At 75.1% G+C, this 18,365-nt stretch carries 16 protein-coding genes; 9 read left to right on the forward strand and 7 right to left on the reverse strand.

Features of this window, described 5'->3' with window-relative positions; translation table 11 throughout:
- Positions 1-100: 100 nt before the first annotated feature.
- Positions 101-2,026 (reverse strand): glycerophosphodiester phosphodiesterase, encoded by a 1,926-nt coding sequence (locus tag BM048_RS15835; RefSeq protein ID WP_139224503.1) that lies wholly within the window; start codon positions 2,024-2,026, stop codon positions 101-103.
- Between the two features lie 225 nt (positions 2,027-2,251).
- Here BM048_RS15835 and BM048_RS15845 point away from each other — a divergent pair, with 225 nt between their 5' ends.
- A complete protein-coding gene (locus BM048_RS15845) occupies positions 2,252-2,992 on the forward strand; it encodes a TetR/AcrR family transcriptional regulator (RefSeq protein ID WP_090034517.1) in 741 nt (246 codons plus the stop codon).
- An 85-nt stretch (positions 2,993-3,077) separates the two neighbouring features.
- On the opposite strand, the gene BM048_RS15850 is transcribed toward BM048_RS15845, so the two are convergent.
- The gene (locus tag BM048_RS15850) at positions 3,078-3,857 is read right to left on the reverse strand and encodes a mechanosensitive ion channel family protein (RefSeq protein ID WP_090034519.1); all 780 of its coding nucleotides are present in this window, start codon (positions 3,855-3,857) and stop codon (positions 3,078-3,080) included.
- 211 nt (positions 3,858-4,068) lie between these two features.
- Entirely contained in the window at positions 4,069-4,920 is an 852-nt protein-coding gene (locus tag BM048_RS15855) for a DUF2382 domain-containing protein (RefSeq protein WP_090034521.1), read from the reverse strand.
- 245 nt (positions 4,921-5,165) lie between these two features.
- Between BM048_RS15855 and BM048_RS15860 the strand changes: the two genes are divergently transcribed.
- Entirely contained in the window at positions 5,166-5,648 is a 483-nt protein-coding gene (locus BM048_RS15860) for a hypothetical protein (RefSeq protein ID WP_090034522.1), read from the forward strand.
- A gap of 138 nt (positions 5,649-5,786) precedes the next feature.
- Positions 5,787-6,476, forward strand: a complete 690-nt coding sequence (locus tag BM048_RS15865) for a hypothetical protein (protein WP_090034525.1) — start codon at positions 5,787-5,789, stop codon at positions 6,474-6,476.
- Between the two features lie 78 nt (positions 6,477-6,554).
- On the opposite strand, the gene BM048_RS15870 is transcribed toward BM048_RS15865, so the two are convergent.
- Complete coding sequence (locus BM048_RS15870; protein WP_090034527.1) at positions 6,555-7,799, reverse strand: endo-1,4-beta-xylanase; 1,245 nt, start codon at positions 7,797-7,799, stop codon at positions 6,555-6,557.
- 112 nt (positions 7,800-7,911) lie between these two features.
- Between BM048_RS15870 and BM048_RS15875 the strand changes: the two genes are divergently transcribed.
- The gene (locus tag BM048_RS15875) at positions 7,912-8,931 is read left to right on the forward strand and encodes a LacI family DNA-binding transcriptional regulator (RefSeq protein ID WP_090034529.1); all 1,020 of its coding nucleotides are present in this window, start codon (positions 7,912-7,914) and stop codon (positions 8,929-8,931) included.
- A gap of 10 nt (positions 8,932-8,941) precedes the next feature.
- On the opposite strand, the gene BM048_RS15880 is transcribed toward BM048_RS15875, so the two are convergent.
- Complete coding sequence (locus BM048_RS15880) at positions 8,942-11,044, reverse strand: beta-galactosidase (RefSeq protein ID WP_090034532.1); 2,103 nt, start codon at positions 11,042-11,044, stop codon at positions 8,942-8,944.
- Between the two features lie 110 nt (positions 11,045-11,154).
- On the reverse strand, positions 11,155-11,640 hold the full coding sequence (locus tag BM048_RS15885) for an iron chaperone (RefSeq protein WP_090034534.1): 486 nt from the start codon (positions 11,638-11,640) through the stop codon (positions 11,155-11,157).
- Positions 11,641-11,831: 191 nt separating this feature from the next.
- On the opposite strand from BM048_RS15885, the gene BM048_RS18320 reads away from it, so the two are divergent.
- From BM048_RS18320 to BM048_RS15895, 3 genes are all read left to right on the forward strand, one after another.
- On the forward strand, positions 11,832-11,984 hold the full coding sequence (locus tag BM048_RS18320; protein WP_175499587.1) for a hypothetical protein: 153 nt from the start codon (positions 11,832-11,834) through the stop codon (positions 11,982-11,984).
- A 74-nt stretch (positions 11,985-12,058) separates the two neighbouring features.
- Positions 12,059-12,562 (forward strand): hypothetical protein, encoded by a 504-nt coding sequence (locus BM048_RS15890; protein WP_090034537.1) that lies wholly within the window; start codon positions 12,059-12,061, stop codon positions 12,560-12,562.
- A gap of 72 nt (positions 12,563-12,634) precedes the next feature.
- Positions 12,635-13,063 (forward strand): VOC family protein, encoded by a 429-nt coding sequence (locus BM048_RS15895; RefSeq protein WP_090034540.1) that lies wholly within the window; start codon positions 12,635-12,637, stop codon positions 13,061-13,063.
- Positions 13,064-13,144: 81 nt separating this feature from the next.
- Here BM048_RS15895 and BM048_RS15900 read toward each other — a convergent pair whose 3' ends face one another.
- The gene (locus BM048_RS15900) at positions 13,145-15,064 is read right to left on the reverse strand and encodes a M3 family metallopeptidase (RefSeq protein ID WP_090034543.1); all 1,920 of its coding nucleotides are present in this window, start codon (positions 15,062-15,064) and stop codon (positions 13,145-13,147) included.
- A 187-nt stretch (positions 15,065-15,251) separates the two neighbouring features.
- Between BM048_RS15900 and BM048_RS15905 the strand changes: the two genes are divergently transcribed.
- Together BM048_RS15905 and BM048_RS15910 are read left to right on the forward strand one after the other, a co-directional pair.
- Complete coding sequence (locus BM048_RS15905; protein WP_090034545.1) at positions 15,252-16,877, forward strand: non-homologous end-joining DNA ligase LigD; 1,626 nt, start codon at positions 15,252-15,254, stop codon at positions 16,875-16,877.
- A gap of 54 nt (positions 16,878-16,931) precedes the next feature.
- A complete protein-coding gene (locus BM048_RS15910) occupies positions 16,932-17,705 on the forward strand; it encodes a glutamine amidotransferase (protein WP_090034548.1) in 774 nt (257 codons plus the stop codon).
- The last annotated feature ends 660 nt before the right edge of the window (positions 17,706-18,365 follow it).

Consider the following 18,365-nt stretch of genomic DNA (forward strand, 5'->3'; position numbering starts at 1 on the left):
ATACGTCGCCTGACGTGTCACCCGGTACGTCGCCCGGCACGACGGACGCCCGCCCCCGGGGTGCGGGGACGGGCGTCCGCGGAGGCCGACGGGGGACGGCTCAGCCCGCGGCGAGCACCTCCACCTGGCGGACGAGCTCCGCACGCACGGCCTCGTCGGGCACGAGGCGCGTGACGCGGTCGGTCAGGCCGGCCCAGTCCCGGGCGTCCAGCGCCGTCAGCAGCTGCTGCAGCTGCCCGGTGGTGACCGGCAGGGCCGCCAGCCGGCTGCGCAGGCCCTCGGCCGTGACCGTCACGGAGAAGGTCGTCGTGGCCTCTGCCGTGCCGCCGGCACCCGTGGCGCGCGCGACGAGCACGTGCTCGCCGAACGCGAGATCGGCGGCCGGCACGGAGGCACCGTTGGCGACCGGCTCGCCGTCGAGCGTGAGCGTCACCTCGTCGGCGTCCGTCGCGGAAGCGGCCAGGACGACCTCGTCGCCCCGCTCGACCCGGGCGGCGGCGGTGGGGGCGAGCACGGTGACGGTCGGCTCGTCGGCCGGCGCCGGCGCCGGCTGCTCCTGCGCGACGGCCGACTTCCAGCCGACGAACGCGCCGGGGCGGTTGGTGATCACGCCGTCGACGCCCGCCTCGGCGAACTGCCGCCACTGGGCGGCGGAGTCGACGGTCCAGACGAAGACGCCGATGCCGGCGGCGTTGAGCGCCTCGACGGCGTCGAGCCGCGTGGCGAGCGAGGCCGCGGACGGGTTGTACAGCCCGACGCCCAGCTCGCGGGCGTGCGCCACGGGGTCGGCCGCGACGTTCCCCAGGTAGCCCGTGGTCAGCTGCGGCGCGTACGCCTTCACCCAGCGCAGGATGCTCGTGTCGAAGGACTGGACGACAACGCGGTCGGCCATGGCGGAGGCGAGGACGACGTCGACGATGCGCTCGACCTGCGCCTGCGTCTCCGGGCCCTTGATCTCCAGGAGCATCGGGGTCGTCCCGCGGGCGCCGAGCGCGAGGGTCTCGGCCAGCGTGGGCAGCGGCTCGTCGACGAAGGCCGGGCTGAACCAGGAGCCGGCGTCGAGGCCCTCGACCGTCCGGGTGGGCAACGTCGACAGGTCGCCCGTGCCGTCGGTGGTGCGGTCGACGGTGTTGTCGTGCACGACGGAGGGCACGCCGTCGGCGTCCGTCTGCACGTCGATCTCGACGTAGTCGGCGCCGGAGCGCACCGCCGCCTCGTACGCGGCCAAGGTGTTCTCGGGCGTCACGGAGGAGTACCCGCGGTGCGCCACCGTCACCGGCAGCTCGTCGCCGTCGAGCACGGGCGTCCACGGCGCGATCTCGGTGACGACCACGTCGTCGATGCTCACGCGCGCGCCGTCCGCCGAGAACCCGAGCACGCCGTCGGCGCTCCGGGCGATGCGGCCGCTGAGCACCTCCTGCCCCTCGTAGAGCCAGGTCGCGCGGCCGCCCTGCACCTCGACGGCGATGCGGACGTCGCGGCCGACCCCGGCGTCGCGGGGGGCGGGCGTCGTGAACGGCACGTCCCAGGTGTTCGCGGCGGTCCGCTGCGCGAGCTCGATGCCGTTGCCGGCGGTCGTCGTCGTGCGCATGGCGGCCTGCGACCACGGCACGGCACCGGACGCGGGGATGTCGAGCACCGCCGCCAGCCACCGCGTGGCGTTGCTGACGGCGTCGAACCGGACCGTCGCCTCGAGCCGGTAGTTCTCCAGGTGCGGCCCGAAGGTGATGCGCGTGATGCTCCCGGGCTGCCCGACGAGGCGGCCGTCCTGCACGGCCCAGCTCCCGGCGGCCGCGCGCCACCCGGCGGGCAGGGCGCCGTCGGCCACGTCGTCGAAGTCCTGGGCGTAGGCGACCTCGCCGACGGCGGCCGAGGCGACGAGCGCGGGGGCGGCGGGTGCGGCGGCGGCCGGCGCGGCGGGCGCGGCGGCCGCGGACGGGGCGAGGAGGGGCACGGCGACGACGCCGGCGACGAGCGCGGCGGCGGCTGCGGCAGGGGCGGTGCGGGTACGACCGGGGGCGGGCACAGGTCCTCCTGGGTGCGGGGGTGGGGAGGGCCCCGACGCTAGGAAGCGCTGGTGAACGGGCTGGGACGTGCCGGAGAACGGTTCCCGGCGAGCGGTCGGCGCCGCGGCGACGATCGCTCGCCTCCCGGCACGGCTGAGCCGCGTCCACCGTCCGGCGGTCGCCGCGCAGCCGGTGCGGCGGCAGACTGGCACGGCGCCGCGACGGCGGTGCGGGAAGGGGCGGGCATGGCACGGACGACGCCGGACGGGGCGCCCTCGAGGTCCCGTCTCCCCGCACGCACGACGGATCGCGCCCCCCTCAGCCGGCCGGTCGTCGTCGAGGCAGCGATCGCCTACATCGACGCCCAGGGCCTGCCGGGTCTCACCATGCGCAGCCTCGGTCAGTCGCTCGGCGTCGAGGCCATGTCGTTGTACCGGTACGTCAACGGCCGGGAGGACCTGCTCGAGGCCGTGGTCGACCACCTCGTCGGCCGCCTGCGCCTGGACCCCGCGGACGAGCTGGCGCCGGCGGACGGCTGGCAGGGCTACCTGCAGTGGCTCGCGCACGGGGTGCGGGCGCTGGCCCACGACCACCCGAACGCCTTCCCGCTCGTCGCCACCCGGCACCCGGCCGCGCCGTGGCTGCGGCCCCCGCTGCGGAGCCTCGACGTCGTCGAGGACTTCCTCGGCGCCCTGACCTCGCGCGGGTTCTCCGACGAGGCAGCCGTCGCCGCCTACCGCGCGTTCTCGAGCTTCCTGCTCGGCCACCTGCTGCTCGAGGCGGCCTCGCGCGGCGCGAGCACCGCGCCGGTGGAGGAGCCCCTCGACGAGGGGGACGCCGACGTCCCCCAGGACGACACCGACCTGCGCGACTACCCGCAGACCGAACGGCTGCGGGAGCTGCTGTCGCAGAACCACGACGACGAGGAGTTCGAGGTGGCGCTGGAGAGCCTCCTCGACCGCCTCGACCTGCTCGTCAGCCAGTAGCGCCGCAGCCCCTCGCCCGACGGACGGGTCCGTCGAGGAGGGGCTGCGGGGCGGACCGGTCGGCGCCGTGCGGCGCCGCGACGGGTCAGGGCAGGCGCGGCGAGCGGGCCGTGGCGCCGGTGGTGCCGGTCGTGCCCGTCGTGCCCTGCGCGCTCGCGGCGAGGCCGGCGGCCTGGTCGCGGACGGACGGGGCGGCCTCCGCCTGGCGCTTGGCCTTCGGGGCCTCGGCCTCCGCCTTGGTCAGGTAGGCCTCCCACCGGGACTGCATGGGCTTGACCAGCCCGCCGCCGACGCCGACGACGAGGATCCCGCCGACCGTCGCCAGCACGGCGACGAGCACCGGCGTCGTGACGGTCGTGGCGATGCCGACCTGGTTGAGCGCGGCGATGATGCCCAGGCCGAGCACGAACACCGCGGCGATGTTGGCGAGGACCTTGCCGTAGGACAGGGCGCCGAGGGTGCCGACGATGAGCTCGCGGACGGCCGTGGCGATCGCGGCGGCCACGACGACGATGACGATCGCCACGACGAGCTTCGGCAGGAACGCGATGATGCTGGCGAGCAGGTCGCCGATGGGGTTGCGGCCGAAGACGCCGAACGCGGCCTGCAGGACGACGAGCACGAGCGCGTAGTACACGATCTTGGCGACGACGTCGGACGCGTCGTACTTGCTCTGCGCCAGGGCCTTCTTCACGCCGCCGCGCTCGACGAGGCGGTCGAACCCGACGCGGTCGAGGACCTTGTCGAGCGCCTTCGAGATGAGCTTCGCGACGATCAGGCCGATGACGAGGATGACGAGGAAGGCGACGAGCTTCGGGACGAAGACCGCCACCGTCGCCAGGGCGTCCTCGAGGGCGTCGCGGATGGGTTGTTCTCCTGGTTCGGACCTCGCCGGTGCGGCGTCGGTGCGCGCCCCGGCGTCGGCCCGAGGGACCGACGGATGACAGCCTTACGGCGTAAGTCAGGCCCGCAACCGGAACGGGCGGAGGGCGGGGCGCGTCGTGCGCGCCCCGCCCTCCGCCCGTCGTGCTCCTGGTGGTCGACGGCCGTCCTGGCGACGGCCGGACCGGTCAGGGTCAGATCCCGCGGGTGCCCGTGCCGTCAGCACGGCCGTCCGTGGCCGACGTGACGTCGCCCTCGAGCTCGATGCGCTCCTTGCGCGTGGTCTCGTTCACCGTCTCGGTGTCGGTGACGACGTCCTTGTCGAGGCGGACGCGCTCGACCGGGACGGTCTCCTTGGTCACGACGGCACGCTCCTCGGTGAGGACGACCTCGTGCTCCTCCTCCGACAGGTCCGGGCCGGCGAGCGCGTCGCCGACGTTGGCGTCGGTGATCGGCTCGCGCTCCAGGCGGACCTCCTCGCGCGTCACGGGCACCGTGACGGTCTGGTTCTCCGTGACGATGTACTTGCGGAGGCGGGCGCGACCGGTGGCGACGCGCTCGGTGCCCACGTTCAGACGCTCCTCCGAGCGGGTCATGGCGTCGTCCGTCGTCGGGCCGCTGGTGTCGTGGCCCACCGTGCCGGCGGCGTCGAGGTCCGAGGTCCCCGTCGTGCCGTAGCCGGCGGTGCCCGTCGTCGCGTAGTCCGCGGTGCCGTAGCCGGCCGAGGTGCCGCCGACGCCGTAGTACGTGTAGAGCTCGTCCTCCTCGGCCTCGGACAGGTGGCCGTCCGCGTCGATGCGCGGCGCGCCCTTGACCTTGTCCTTGTCGAACGGCACGACGATCTGGTCACCGCGGACCGTGGCCTGGTCCAGCGGGATGAAGGACTCGCTGGTGCCGAAGAAGCCCGTCGAGACGGTGATCCACTGGGGCTCGCCGGTCTGGTCGTCCAGGAAGACCTGGCCCAGCTTGCCGATCTTGTCCCCGTCGCTGCCGACGACCGTCGCGCCGGACGTCATGAGGGCCTGGATCTCACTGGTGTCGATCATGCGTCGCTCGCTCTCTGTCGCTGCTGACGAGGCGGTGCCCGGGCGGGCCCGCCGACTTACAACGTAAAGGCGTCTCTCGGGTGCCGCATCCGGACGCGAGCGGCGGGTGTCGAGGACGGGCCGCCCGTCGTCGCCCGCAGGTGCTAGGCACCGGCACCCGCGGGCTGCCAGGCTCTCCCCGTCACCACCGCGAGGCCGACGGCGGTGGCGGGGACTGGCCGGCGTCGGCACCGGAGGGAGCGGGCATGGGATTCCTGGACAAGGCGAAGGCCGCCGCCACGGACCTGGCGGCCAAGGCCGACACGGCGCTGGCGAGCTCGGGGCTCGGCGGACCGGGTGGCGGGTTCGGGCTGGGCGGGGCGAACGTCGACACGCTGTTCCGCGACCTCGGCGTCCTCGCCTACCTCGAGGCCGCCGGTCGCCCGGTCGACACGGCCGAGCGCGAGCGGGTCCTCGCCGCGCTGCGCGAGGCGGAGCAGCGGGGCGCGATCCCCTCGTTCGCCCTGCGGACGACCCCACCGCCGGCACCGGGCGCGTACCCGCCGGCACCCGGCGCCTACCCGCCGCCGCCCGGTGCGCACGCGGCGCCCGGCGCGCACGTGCCCCCGCCGCCCGGCGGTCCGCAGGGGGCACCGCCCGCGACGGGCTCGTCGACGCCACCTCCGGCCGCACCCCCGGCTGCACCGCCACCGCCCCCGTCCTGGGCCGCGGGCGGCGACACCCGCTGACGCGCCCCGTCCGCCGGGCGGGTGACCGGCGGACGGGGGACGGGACCACCGCCCGCTCAGGAGCGGCCGCTCCGGCGACGACGCCGTGGGCAGCCCGCCGAGCCGGCGCGGGCTCCCCGCCCACCCGTGGGAGATGCCGTGACGCCCGCCGTGACCCACGCCGTGACCCACGCCGTGACGCCTGCCGTGCCCCTCGCCCCCACCCCACCCGCGCACCCGGACGTCGTCGCCACGGGCGCGGGCGGCCCGCTCGTGTTCCCCGGCGCCGAGGGGCTCCCGAGCGGGGCGGCGGCCGTCCGGGCGGTGGCCGCCGACGTCCACCTCCTGCACGCGGCGCTCGCAGCCCGGACCGCAGGACGCGCACTGCGCGGGACGCACGAGCAGGACCTGCTCGCGCTGTCGCAGGCGCACGGGCGCGCGCTCGCGGACGTCCTGGCCGCCGTCCCGGGGGCGGTGCTCGCGTCCGCGTGCGGCCGCACCGCCGCGCACTTCCGTCCGCTCGACGAGGCGGGCGTCGCCGACGCGCTGCGCCGGCGCCACCGCCCTGTCCTCGACCACACCCTGCTCGTCCCGCACACGCAGGGCGGCTACCTGCGCACGTCGCTCGTCGTCGCCTTCGGCGCCGGCGGCCACTGGGAGCAGCAGACCTCCGCCCCCTACGCGGCGCACCCCGCGGACACCGCGGGGTCCGCCCTCGCGCGGTCCACCGGCTACCGGCGCGACGTCCAGCACTGGACGGCGGCGATGAACGCGTGGGTGGCCGCCGACCGGTGGCGGCCCGGGGACGACGAGCTCGAGGCGCTGTGGTCCCGGTGGCTCCGCGCGTGACACGGCCGGGGCAGCCGTGCCATCACGCCTGTCAGCCGCGAGGTCCGGGCCTCTCGCGCGGCGCCCGCGCCGACCGCGTCAGCCGAGCGTGACCGACGTGGTCCTGCCACCCGCGGTGACGCGGTACTCCCCGGCGAAGCCCTCCACGGCGACCCGTCCCTCGTCGTCGGTCCGGACGGTGGTCGGCGACAGCCACCACGCGCCCTTCACGAGCCCGTGCAGCGCGTCGTACGACGGCTTCGTCGTGCCGTCGGCGCGCACGAGCCCGACGGGCGCGCCCAGCCACGACCCGGCGTCCGTGATACCCCAGTAGGTGATGGCGTCGACGGCCGGGTGCTCCAGCAGCGTCGTGTAGTGCCGGACCATCTCGTCCGCCTGGCGCTCCTCGCCCTCGGGCGTCGTCGGCCAGGACGGGATCTGGTAGTCGTTCAGGTCGTCGATCTCCGGCGGCATGAGGTGGCCCGAGACGAGCGTGGTCTCCGTGAAGTGCAGCGGCAGGCCGAAGCGGCTGAACCGCTCCAGCACGTCCTGCGTCTTCTCCTCGCCCCAGTAGCCCTGGTGCATGTGGCTCTGCAGGCCCAGGGCGTCGATGCGGATCCCGGCCTCCAGGCACTCCTCGACGAGCCGCTCGTACGCCGGCGACATGTTGAAGTCGTTGAGCAGGAGCTGGATCCCCGGGTTGCCGGCGCGCGCCGTCTCGAAGGCCAGCCGCACGGTCTCCACCTGCCCGAGCCGCTGGCACAGCCGCGTGAGGCCGTTCTCCTCCTTGTCGAAGACCGGCATGATGACGACCTCGTTGATGGCGTCCCAGAGGTCGACGACGCCGGCGAAGTCCGTGACCTCGCGCGTGATGCGGGCACGGAGGACCTGCTCCACCTCGTCGGACGGCAGGTCCAGCAGCCACTGCGGAGCCAGGGTGTGCCAGGCCAGCGGGTGGCCCTTGACCCGCACCCCGTGGTCGACGAACCACTGCGCCGTCCGCAGCAGCCGCTGCGTGTCCGGGCGGCCGCGCTCGGGCTCGAACGCCGCCCAGTAGAAGGGCAGCGTGGCGAAGTTGAACAGACCGGTCCAGAGCTCGGCCAGCAGCGGGCCCTGAGAGGGGTCGGCGCCGCCGAAGGGGTTGTCGGGGATCGCCTCGGTCTCGCCGTTGGCGAGCGGGATGAGGTCGAAGCCGATGTTGCCGAAGCCGAAGGCGTGGGCCGTCTGCTCGACGACGACGTCCGTGTCCGCCAGGAGGCGGCCGGCCCCGTCGAGGACCACCACCTCGGACCGGCGCAGCCGGTGACGCAGGGGCTCGGCGACGGTCAGCGCTGCGACGTGCATCGGTGCACTCCTCGGAGGGACGGCGGTACCGGCCACGAAAGTTTCGGGACCTTTTCCGGCGGCGGTACGGTAGGTCGGCGTCGGCACGGCGTCAACGCGGGACGGAGCAGCGGTGGCGGGTCGCGGGGGCGTGCGGATCGCGGAGATCGCCGCGGCGGCCGGTGTCTCGGTGCCGACGGTGTCCAAGGTGCTGAACGGCCGCCCGGGGGTGTCGGCGGCCACCCGTGCCCAGGTCGAGCACCTGCTGGTCGAGCACGGGTACGAGCGGCGCGGGCGCTCGGGGTCCCAGACCGTCGGGCTCGTCGACTTCGTCATCAGCGACCTGGGCACGCAGTGGGCCACGGCCCTCCTGCGCGGTGCCGAGGCGGAGGCGTCGCGGCTCGGCGTCGGCCTGGTGGTCACGGCCGCGCACGGCCGGCCGGTGGGCACGCCGGACTGGCTGGAGCACGTGCTCACGCGCGGCACCGACGGCGTCGTCCTCGTGGTGTCCGAGCTGCTCGACGCCGGACGCGAGGAGCTCCTGCGGCTGCGGACGCCGGTCGTCCTCGTCGACCCCGTCGGCACGCGCACCGAGCGCCTCCCCACCGTGGCCGCGACCGACTGGGCCGGCGGCCGGGACGCGACCGAGCACCTGCTGGGCCTCGGCCACCGCCGCATCGGCTTCGTCACCGGGCCGCCGGAGCAGGAGTGCCACCGCGACCGCCTGGACGGCTACCGGGCCGCGCTGCTGCGCGCGGGGATCACGCCCGACCCGGCGCTCGTGCGGCACGGCGACTCCCTCGTCGCCGGGGGCCGGCGGTACGGCGAGGAGCTCCTGCGCCTGCCCGAGCCGCCGACCGCGATCATCAGCGGGTCCGACGAGCAGGCCTACGGCGTGTACGCCGCCGCGCGGGCGCTCGGCGTGGACGTCCCGGGCCGGCTGTCCGTCGTCGGCTTCGACGACGTCGACCTGTGCCAGTGGGTCACGCCGCCGCTGACCACGGTCCGGCAGCCGCTGGCGGGCATGGCCCGGGAGGCGACGCGGATGGTCGTCGAGCTGTCGCGGGGCGGGGAGCCGCCCGCCGCCCGCACGGAGCTCGCGACGTCGCTGGTCGTGCGCGCGTCGACGGCGCCGCCGCCGCCCGCACGCTGACCTCGTGTCCTCAGGACTCGAGGACGACGAGGTCCCAGGCCCCGAGCACGAGCTCGTCGCCCGTGCCGACGGCCCGGCCGTCCAGCAGCGAGGTGCCGGCGACCGGCGCCGGGAGCGTGACCGAGCGCCCGGCGTAGTTCAGCAGGTACGTCAGCTCCCGCCCGCGTCCGCTCGTGCCGCGGCGGACGGCGACGGACGGGGCCGTGGCCGCCAGGTCCTGCGGCCACCCCCACAGCCCCGCGTCGCGCACGAGCCGGCCGAGCACCGCCCGCGTCGTGACGGGGTCCGTGAGGGTCGCCAGGTAGGTCGCGGTGCCGCCGCCCACCGCGTTCCTGGTGATCGCGGCGTAGCCCGACCAGGCCGGGTGGTCGTAGGTGGCCAGCACCTCGGTGCCCTCGTCGGGCTGCAGGAGCTCCAGCACGGCCTCGGCGGCGGGGGTGGCCTCGTCGCCCGCCGTGCCGGCCACCGTGCCACCCGCCGCCAGGTCCGCGAACGCGCCGGTGAACGCCAGGCGCGCGCCGTCGGGCGTCGAGAACTGCTGGTAGGACGCGCCGAAGACGTCGGTGAGGGCGTGCGGCGCCCGGTCGTGCCACACCTGCAGGTGCTCGTCGGCGACGCCGGTGCGGAACGTGGCGACGAGGTGCCCGCCGCCCTCGACGTACGCCCGCAGCGCGGCGAGCGTCGCCTCCGGCGCGCTGTACAGGACGGGGACGACGAGCATCGCGTACACGCCGAGGTCCGCCGCGTCGAAGGGCACGAGGTCCACCTCGACGTTGAGCTCGAACAGCGCGTCGTAGACCCGCCGCAGCACGTCGTTGTAGGTGACGGACGGGCGCACCGCCTCCGGGAACCCGGTCTCGAGCGCGAACCAGCGCAGGGCGGTCAGCGCCTCGTTGCTCACCATGACCGCGACGCGGTTGCGCTTCCGCAGCCCGGTCAGCGCGGACCCGAGCCGCTCGACCTCGGCGCCGAAGACGCCGGCCTCCTCGAGCGTCGGGTTGCTCTCGAGGTCGTGGCTCAGCAGGCCCTTCCAGTACGTCTCGAACGAGTGGTGGATGGAGTGCCAGTGCCAGTACAGGACCCCGCACGCCCCGCTGGCGAGGTGGCTCCACGCCTGCAGGCGCAGCTGGCCCGGGTAGGGCAGCCAGCCGTGCTGCCCCTGCGCCTGCGTCTCGAGGACGAGGTGGTTCGCGCCGCCCTTGAGCGACCGCGTGAGGTCCCCGCCGAAGGCGATCTCCTTGCCCGTGAGCCGGGACTGGGTCGGGTGGTAGACGTCGACGCCCGCGACGTCCACGGTCCGGGCCGCGCGGAAGTGGTCGACCGACGGTTGCAGGCCGTAGGACCAGCCCGGCGCCCAGTCGAGGTCGAAGTTGTGCGTGACGAACTGCTCGGGCCGGGCCAGCTCGCGCACGATGCCCGCCTGCCAGCCGAGGTACTCCTCCACCAGCCCCCGGCGGTACCGGTCGAAGGCGGCCCCGAGCGAGCCGTTGATCGTCCCGCGCACGTCGGGGAAGTCCTCCCACGCGTCGACGCGGTTGGACCAGTAGGCGAGCCCGAAGGCGCGGTTGAGCGCGTCGAGGTCGTCGTCGAACTCCGCGCGCAGGTGCTTGACGAAGCCGCGCTGGACGCCGCGCGAGGCCGCGTCGTAGTGCTTCGTCTCGTTGTCGAGCTGGAAGCCGATGACGTGCCCGCGCTGCGCGACGTGCCAGACGAGCAGCCGGATCACGCGCTCGGCGTGGAACCGGAAGGCCGGGTGCGTGATGTCCATGATCTGCCGCGCGCCGTACCGGGGCGTGTCGATGCGGTCGGTGACGGCGAGCACCTCCGGGTGGGAGGCGACGAGCCAGGCCGGGACCGCGTACGTCGGCGTGCCCACGATCACCGACAGGCCCGCCTCCTCCGCGGCGTCGAGGGCGCGGTCGACGTGGCCGAGGTCGAAGACCCCCGGCTGGGGCTCGAGCGTGCTCCACGTCGACTCGGCGATGCGGATGACGTTGAGGTGCGCGTCCCGCATCATCGCCATGTCCGTGGCGATCCGGTCCGTCGGCAGGTACTCGTCGTAGTACGCCGCCCCGAACAGCACCCGGTCCTGCACGTGCCGCAGCGCGCCCAACCCTGCCCACCCCTCGTCGCGTGGCGCCCGGCGCCGGTCGGCGGCCGGGCGGGGCACACCCTAGCGAGGGCGGGCCCCGATCCCGGCGAGGACGGCGCGGTCGCCGCCCGTCAGCCCACCGCCCGGCGCACGAGCGCGGTGACGCGCTCCTCGTCGGCCGCCGTGAGGGAGGTGATCGCCCATGTCACGGGCCACGTCGTGCCCTCGTCGAGCACCGCGACGTCGTTGAAGCCGAGCGTGGCGTAGCGGGCCTTGAACTTGCTCGCGGGCTGGAAGAAGCACAGCACCTTGCCGTCCTTGGCGTAGGCCGGCATGCCGTACCAGGTGCGCGGCGCCAGGTCCGGAGCGGCCTCCGTGATGAGCGCGTGCAGCCGCTGACCCAGCCCGCGGTCTGGCTCGGGCAGGGCCTCGAGCGCGGCGACCACGGCGGCCGCCTCCTCCGCGGCCTTGTCGGCCTTGCTGCCGCCGCGACGGCGCGAGGCCTTGAGCTCGGCCGCCCGCTCCTTCATCGCGGCCCGCTCCTCGGCCGTGAAGCCGCCGGCCTCCCCGGCGTCGTCGCCCCGGTCCTGGCCCTCGTCCGGTTCCGCGCTGCCCATGGCCGTCCTCCCTCGCGTCGGTGCGTCGTGGCCGAGCGTAGGGAGGGCCGCCGACACGGCGCCAGGGTCGCCCCTGCGGGTGGGGCCACCGGCCGGACGGGTGGTGCGGCCCCCGGCCGCTCGTCACCGGGCCGCCACGGGCCGACGGGTCGGCAGGGACACCCGTCCCCGCACCCACCGGGAGGCCACCCATGAGCATCGCGAGCATCGGCGCGGCGCAGTCCGCCCTGACCGTCTCGACCCACCTGCTGAAGACCGCGATGGGCGCGGAGAAGCAGTACGCCGCCGCCCTGCTCGGGTCCCTCGACCCCGCGGTCGGCCAGGCGCTCGACGTGCAGGCCTGACCCGGCACGTCCCGCCCCGTCATCGGGGGCAGGTGCGCGTGCGCGCCGCGGGTGGCCCTCCCTAGGCTGCCCCCGTGCACCGCGCCGAGCCTCCGCCGGCCGGCGACCCCGGTGGCGAGGCCGCACGGGCCGCGCACGCGCTCCTCCTCGCGGCGGTCGTCGGGCGGGGCGGCGGCGAGCTGCCGGCGGACCTGGCTCGCGACGACGCGGCCGCGCTCGCGGTAGGGCTCTGGCTGCGCGACGAGGCGGCGACGATCCTGCGCGCGGCCGACCGTCCCGACGAGCTCCTCGACGCGGTCCGGGCGCTCCTCGTCGCCGGGTCGCGGCTGGACCCGGAGCCGCCCGACGACGGCGGCATGGGCTGGCAGCGCGCGACGACGTTCGCCCTGCTCGTCGACGACGCCCGGGGTCGGCGGGCGGAGGCGACGCCGCGCCTGCAGGCGCTCCTCGTCGTCGACGCGCCCGCGGTCCTGACCGCGCTGGCGGAGGCCGTCGCGCACGTCGTCCGCGTGCACGAGTCGCCCGGCGGTGCGGCCGCGTACGTCCGCGCCCGCGCGCCGCGCGCCCCCGGCCGATGAGTCTGTCGGTGGTCCGCGGTCTACTGCGGTGACCGGCCCGCGCCCGCGGGCCGACGACGCGGAGGGACCGTCATGACCACCGAGCTCGCCCCGTACCTCTCGTTCCGTGACCAGGCGCGCGCGTGCCTGGAGTTCTACGCCTCCGTGCTGGGCGGGGAGGCGACGTTCAGCACCTTCGGCGAGTTCGGGATGAGCCAGGACGCGGCGGAGCGGGACCTGGTCATGCACGGCCAGCTCGTCACGGCCCGCGGCCTGAAGATCATGGCGGCCGACACCCCGAGCACCATGGAGGTCACCGCACCCGGCGGCTTCTCCATGTCCCTGTTCGGCGGCCCGGAGGACGAGGCGGAGATGCGCGGCTTCTTCGAGGGGTTGCTCGAGGGCGGCACGCAGACGGTGCCGCTGGAGAAGGCGCCCTGGGGGGACACCTTCGGGATGCTCGTCGACCGCTTCGGCGTGCCGTGGATGGTGAACATCGGCGGTGCGCCCGACGAGGGCTGAGCCCGGTCCCGGTCTCCGTCCCGGTCTCCGTCCCGGTCCCCGCGGCCGGCCGGGTCGGCGACGGCGCCGGCCGGCGACGCGTCAGCCGGCGAGCCAGCGCGTGAAGGCGCGGTCGTCGTAGGGCCGGCCGAGCAGGTCCTCGACGAGGTCGACCGCGTCGCGCGACCCGCCGGGCGCCAGCACCCGGTCCCGGTAGCGCTGCGCCGGCCCGGCCGCGAAGAGGTCGTCGGCGTCGAACGCCGTGAACATGTCCTTCGCGATGACCAGGCTCCACATGTAGGTGTAGTAGGCCGAGGTGTACCCCTCGAGGTGCCCGAAGCCCGTGTGGAAATGGGTGCCGGGCAGCGGCGCGAGCAGGCTGTGCTCGCGCTGCAGCTCGAGCACGCGCGCGGTCAGGTCCTCGGGCCGCTCGAGGTGCAGCCGGAGCGACACCGCCGCGTAGAACATCTGCGTGCGCGCCAGCAGCGCCTTGCCGAACTCGTCGGCCCGCCGCATCGCGGCCACGAGGTCGGCGGGGATCGGCGCCCCGTCGGCGTCCACGGCGAACGTCCGCAGCACGGCGGCGTCCCAGGCCCACTCCTCGAGCATCTGCGAGGGCGCCTCGACGAAGTCCCGCTCGGTCGCCACGCCGGAGAACCGGACCCAGCGCTGCCGCCCGGCCAGCACGTGGTGCAGGAGGTGCCCGAACTCGTGGAAGAGCGTGACGACGTCGTCGTGGTCCATGAGCCCGCGCGGGAAGTTGCACACCAGCACGCCCTCGGGCAGCTGCCGGTCGAGGACCCCGGGGACGAGGTCGAACTGCGCGGCGTGGTTGTACTTGCGCTCGCGGGGGTGCAGGTCGAGGTGGATGCGGCCGAGGACCTCGCCGTCGAGCGCGACGTCGTAGGTCGTCACGTCCTCGTGCCAGGTGCGGGCCTCGTCGCCCGGTACGGGCGTCCACGTCAGTCCGAACAGCCGGCCGGTGACGGTCAGCAGCCCGTCGCGCACGCGGGGGAAGTCGAAGTAGCGCCGCACCGTCTGCGCGTCGACGCCGTACTGCTCGCGCCGCACCGCCTCGAACCAGTAGCGCCAGCTGCTCACGTCCACGGGCACGGCCCCGCCCGCGAGGTCGGCGGCAGCGCGCTCCTGCAGCACGGCCAGCTCGCGCTCCGCGGCGGGCCCCGCGGCCGCCGTGATCCGGTCGACGAAGTCCCCGATGGCGTCGCCGGTCCGGATCATCGTGATCTCGGCGTCCAGGTCGGGCCACGACGCGTAGCCCAGCAGCGTCGCCTTCTCGTGCCGCAGCCGCAGCAGCTCGGCCAGCACGACGTCGTTCTCGGGCCAGGCCAGGGAGAGGAAGGACGTGGCGACCGCGCGCCGGGCGGCGTCGTCGTGCGCGAACGTGAGGAACGGGTGGGTGTCGGGGTAGTCCGTGCTGATCGCGACGGTGCCGTCCGCGTCGGCCGGGTGCGCGGCGACGAAGTCGTCGGGCAGGCCGGCCAGCGCGGCGGCGGGGACCCGCGTCACCCGGCGGCCGTCGCGGATGTTCCGGGAGAAGGTGAGCGCGAGGTCGGTCAGCCGCTGGTCGAGCCCCCGCAGGCGCTCGCGGTCCTCGGCGGGGCGGTCGACGCCGGCGCGACGGAAGTCGCGCAGCGTCTCGTCGAGGACCCGCCGCGCGTCGGCGTCGAGACCGTCCACCGGGACGGACGCCAGGGCCGCGTGGACCTCGGCGTCCAGGTGGAGGTCCGTGTCGAACGCGCTCGCCTCGGTCTCGATGGTCTCGGCGAGCTCCATCACGGCCGGGTCGGGGTGCACGGATGCCAGCAGCGAGCAGGCCGCCCGGGCGTTCGCCAGGGCCAGCGACGCCTCGTCCCAGGTGCCGAGCAGCGTGACGTCGCCGCGGGGCCCCGCCCGGAGCGCGTCGACCCGCTCCGCCGCCACGCGCAGCTGGCCGCGGCCGCGCTCCTCGAGCCAGGTGTGCCAGTCGTCGGCGGGCAGGGCGAGCGGGGCGAGGTCGGCCATGCGCCCGACGATAACCGCGGGCCGTCGCACGGGACCCGCCCCGCCGGGCGGAGGGCCCGGCGGTCCACCAGGCTGGGGGAGGTCCGGCTCCAGGCCGGCGCGAGGGCCGGTCCGAGCACCGGTCCGAGCACCGGTCCGAGCACCGGTCCGTCAGCGGGTCCGTGCACGAGGGCGGGAGGAGGGTGCGATGGCCGCGTCGCAGGACCGGACGTCGTCGCCGGCGTCCCCCGAGCTCGAGACGTACTGGACGAAGCGCGACTTCACCCGCACGGCGGAGCCGCACGGCGAACGGGTGCCGGCCGCCCCCGGCGAGCCGCTGCGGTTCGTGGTGCAGCGGCACCGCGCCCGGCGGCTCCACTACGACCTGCGTTTCGAGATGGGCGGCGTGCTCGCCAGCTGGGCCGTGCCGCGCGGCCCGACGCTGGACCCCGCCGCCCGGCGCCTCGCCGTGCACGTGGAGGACCACCCGCTCGAGTACGAGACCTTCGAGGGCGTCATCCCCGCCGGCGAGTACGGCGGCGGGGACGTCATCGTCTGGGACCACGGCACGTGGGAGCCGTTGCGCACCGACGACCCGGTGGCGGCGGTCGCGGCGGGAGAGCTGCACGCGGAGCTGCACGGCACCCGGCTCAAGGGCCGCTTCCTGCTGGTGCGGCGGGGGGAGGAGGGCGGCAAGGAGCAGTGGCTCCTGCTGCACAAGCACGACGAGCACGCGGTCGAGGGCTGGGACGCCGAGGACCACCCCACGTCCGTCGTGTCGGGGCGGACGAACGACGAGGTGAAGGCCGACCCGGACCGGCTGTGGCGCTCCGACCTGCCGCCCGACCGCGCGAGCGTCGAGCTGCACGCGCCACCCGTCCCGGGGCCGACGGCGGACGAGCTCGCCGCCCTGGACGAGCTGGGCGCGGGCGGCACCTGGGACGTCCTCGGCCGTCGCCTGCGCGTGACGAACCTCGACAAGGTCCTCTTTCCGGGGCGCGGCGACGAGCCGCCGGTGACGAAGCGGGAGCTGCTCTCGTACACGGCACGGATCGCCCCCGTCGTGCTGCCGTACCTGCGCGGGCGCGCGCTCAACATGCACCGGTTCCCCGAGGGCGCCGGCAGCGGCAAGGGCTTCTGGCACAAGGAGCTGCCGGGCCACGCCCCGGCGTGGGTGCCGCGCTGGGACAACCCGGAGGCCGACGAGGGCGAGACGCACACGTACCTCGTCGTCGACGAACCCGCCGCCCTCGTGTGGGCCGCCAACTTCGGCGCGCTGGAGTGGCACGCCTGGACGTCCCGCACGGCGGAGCCGCACCGCCCGACGTACGCGCTGGTGGACATCGACCCCGGGCCGGCCACCGCCTGGGAGGACGTGCTGCTCCTCGCGCGGCTGCACCGTGACGCGTTCGCCCACCTGGGGGTGACGGCGCTGCCGAAGGTCACCGGGCGGCGCGGCATCCAGGTGTGGGTCCCCATCGCCGTCGGGCCGTCCTTCGACGAGACGCGCGCGTGGGTCGAGCGCGTCTCCCGCACGGTGGGGGCCGTCGTGCCGGACCTCGTGAGCTGGCGCTGGGAGGTGCGCGAGCGTGGGGGGCAGGCCCGGCTCGACTACACGCAGAACGCCATCAACAAGACGCTGGTGGCCCCCTACTCCCCGCGGGCGGTGGGCGGCGCACCGGTCTCCGCCCCCATCACCTGGGACGAGCTCGACGAGCCGTGGCTGCGCCCGGACGTCTTCACGGTCCGCACGGTGCTCGACCGGCTCGCCGAGCGCGGTGACCCCTTCCGCGGGGTGCTCGGCGGCGCGCAGGTCCTCCCGCCCCTGACCTGAGCCTCGCCGAGGCGCGGGCGGCGGACCGGGGCACCCGCGACTACCGTCCCGCCGGTGAAGCCCTTCCTGCTCCTCGCCACGCGTGCCGACGACGTGGTGGCGGACGCCGAGTACGCGGCGGTGCTGCGCTACGGCGGCCTGCGCCCGGAGGAGCTGCGGCGCGTGCGCCTGGAGCGCGAGCCCCTGCCGGACCTCGACCTCGGCGCGCTGTCGGGTGTGGTCGTCGGTGGCAGCCCGTACTGCACCAGCGACCCGGAGGAGACGAAGGGCCCTGTCCAGCAGCGGGTGGAACGGGAGCTGACCGCCCTGCTCGACGAGGTCGTCGCGCGCGACGTGCCCTTCCTCGGCGCCTGCTACGGCGTCGGCACGCTGGGGGTGCACCAGGGCGGCACCGTCGACCGCACGTTCGGGGAGCCGATCGGCACCGTGCCGGTGACCCTCACCGACGCCGGCCGGGCCGACCCCGTCTTCGCCGGGCTGCCCGCGACGTTCGACGCCTTCGTCGGGCACAAGGAGGCGCTGACCGTCGCACCGCCGCACGCGACCGTGCTGGCGACGTCGCCGGCGTGCCCGGTGCAGGCCTTCCGGGTCGGGCAGCACCAGTACGCGACGCAGTTCCACCCCGAGCTGGACGTCGAGGGCATCGTCGGACGCGTGACCGTCTACCGGGAGGCGGGCTACTTCCCGCCGGAGGAGTACGAGGAGCTCGTCGCCCGGCTGCGCCTCGCGCGGGCCGAGGTGCCCCCGCTGGTGCTCCGTCGTTTCGTCGACCGGTACCGCCGGGAGGACGGCGAAGGCCCCCGGGGCTTCGTCACCAGGGAGGGTTAGGCCTCGTCCAGCAGGACACTTGCGTTCGTGCCGACGAGCACGTAACGTTGCCGAGCCCGCTCAGCAGGGAGGAACGGACACCGCGGCAACGCCCCGGTGGCTGGTCCCACTGGGACGGTGCAACCCCCCGACGAACCGCAGGGCACACGTGCGCGCCCGCTCGACGTCGGGTCCTCGACAGCCGCCCGCGAGGGCAGCGCGTGACCGGGCAGTCCTGCGGGAATGCTCAGGGACGGGCAGTGGTTGTCGATGACGTAGGGTCAGGAATGCGTCGCACGGACCGGGCAGGAATGCCGGGTCCGACGCATCCGCTCCTCTTCCTGAATGCAGCGACGGCCGAAGAGGCCGGCGCCGTATGGCAGGATGGGGACCACCGGAAAGCAGCGCGGGTGGCCTTCGGGCCAGCTGCGGTGCGGTACGGTGGGAACCCACGGAATGGCGTTCGGAACGGTGTGAGAGCCGCTCGGGATGCGGTAGCGTGAGGATCACCGGAAAGCGCCGGCGAGGTCGAGAAGGCCCCGCGGGATGCGGTACGGTGGAGCACGAGAACGAGCCCCAGGCGAGATCGCGGTGACGTGGTCGAGGTGGTGTGCGTCTGTTCCTTGAGAACTCAACAGTGTGTCAAGTAGTCGATGCCAAATCGCCTGCCTGTGCTGGTGC

The organism is Cellulomonas marina (assembly GCF_900111925.1).
In the GTDB taxonomy this organism is placed as follows: Bacteria; Actinomycetota; Actinomycetes; order Actinomycetales; family Cellulomonadaceae; genus Cellulomonas; species Cellulomonas marina.

Bases quoted from the DNA above. Each gene is read 5' to 3' on its own strand.
- BM048_RS15845 (WP_090034517.1), top strand. From the start codon at position 2,252: ATGGCACGGACGACGCCGGACGGGGCGCCCTCGAGGTCCCGTCTCCCC.
- BM048_RS15855 (WP_090034521.1), bottom strand. From the start codon at position 4,920: ATGATCGACACCAGTGAGATCCAGGCCCTCATGACGTCCGGCGCGACG.
- BM048_RS15860 (WP_090034522.1), top strand. From the start codon at position 5,166: ATGGGATTCCTGGACAAGGCGAAGGCCGCCGCCACGGACCTGGCGGCC.
- BM048_RS15870 (WP_090034527.1), bottom strand. From the start codon at position 7,799: ATGCACGTCGCAGCGCTGACCGTCGCCGAGCCCCTGCGTCACCGGCTG.
- BM048_RS15885 (WP_090034534.1), bottom strand. From the start codon at position 11,640: ATGGGCAGCGCGGAACCGGACGAGGGCCAGGACCGGGGCGACGACGCC.
- BM048_RS18320 (WP_175499587.1), top strand. From the start codon at position 11,832: ATGAGCATCGCGAGCATCGGCGCGGCGCAGTCCGCCCTGACCGTCTCG.
- BM048_RS15895 (WP_090034540.1), top strand. From the start codon at position 12,635: ATGACCACCGAGCTCGCCCCGTACCTCTCGTTCCGTGACCAGGCGCGC.
- BM048_RS15900 (WP_090034543.1), bottom strand. From the start codon at position 15,064: ATGGCCGACCTCGCCCCGCTCGCCCTGCCCGCCGACGACTGGCACACC.
- BM048_RS15905 (WP_090034545.1), top strand. From the start codon at position 15,252: ATGGCCGCGTCGCAGGACCGGACGTCGTCGCCGGCGTCCCCCGAGCTC.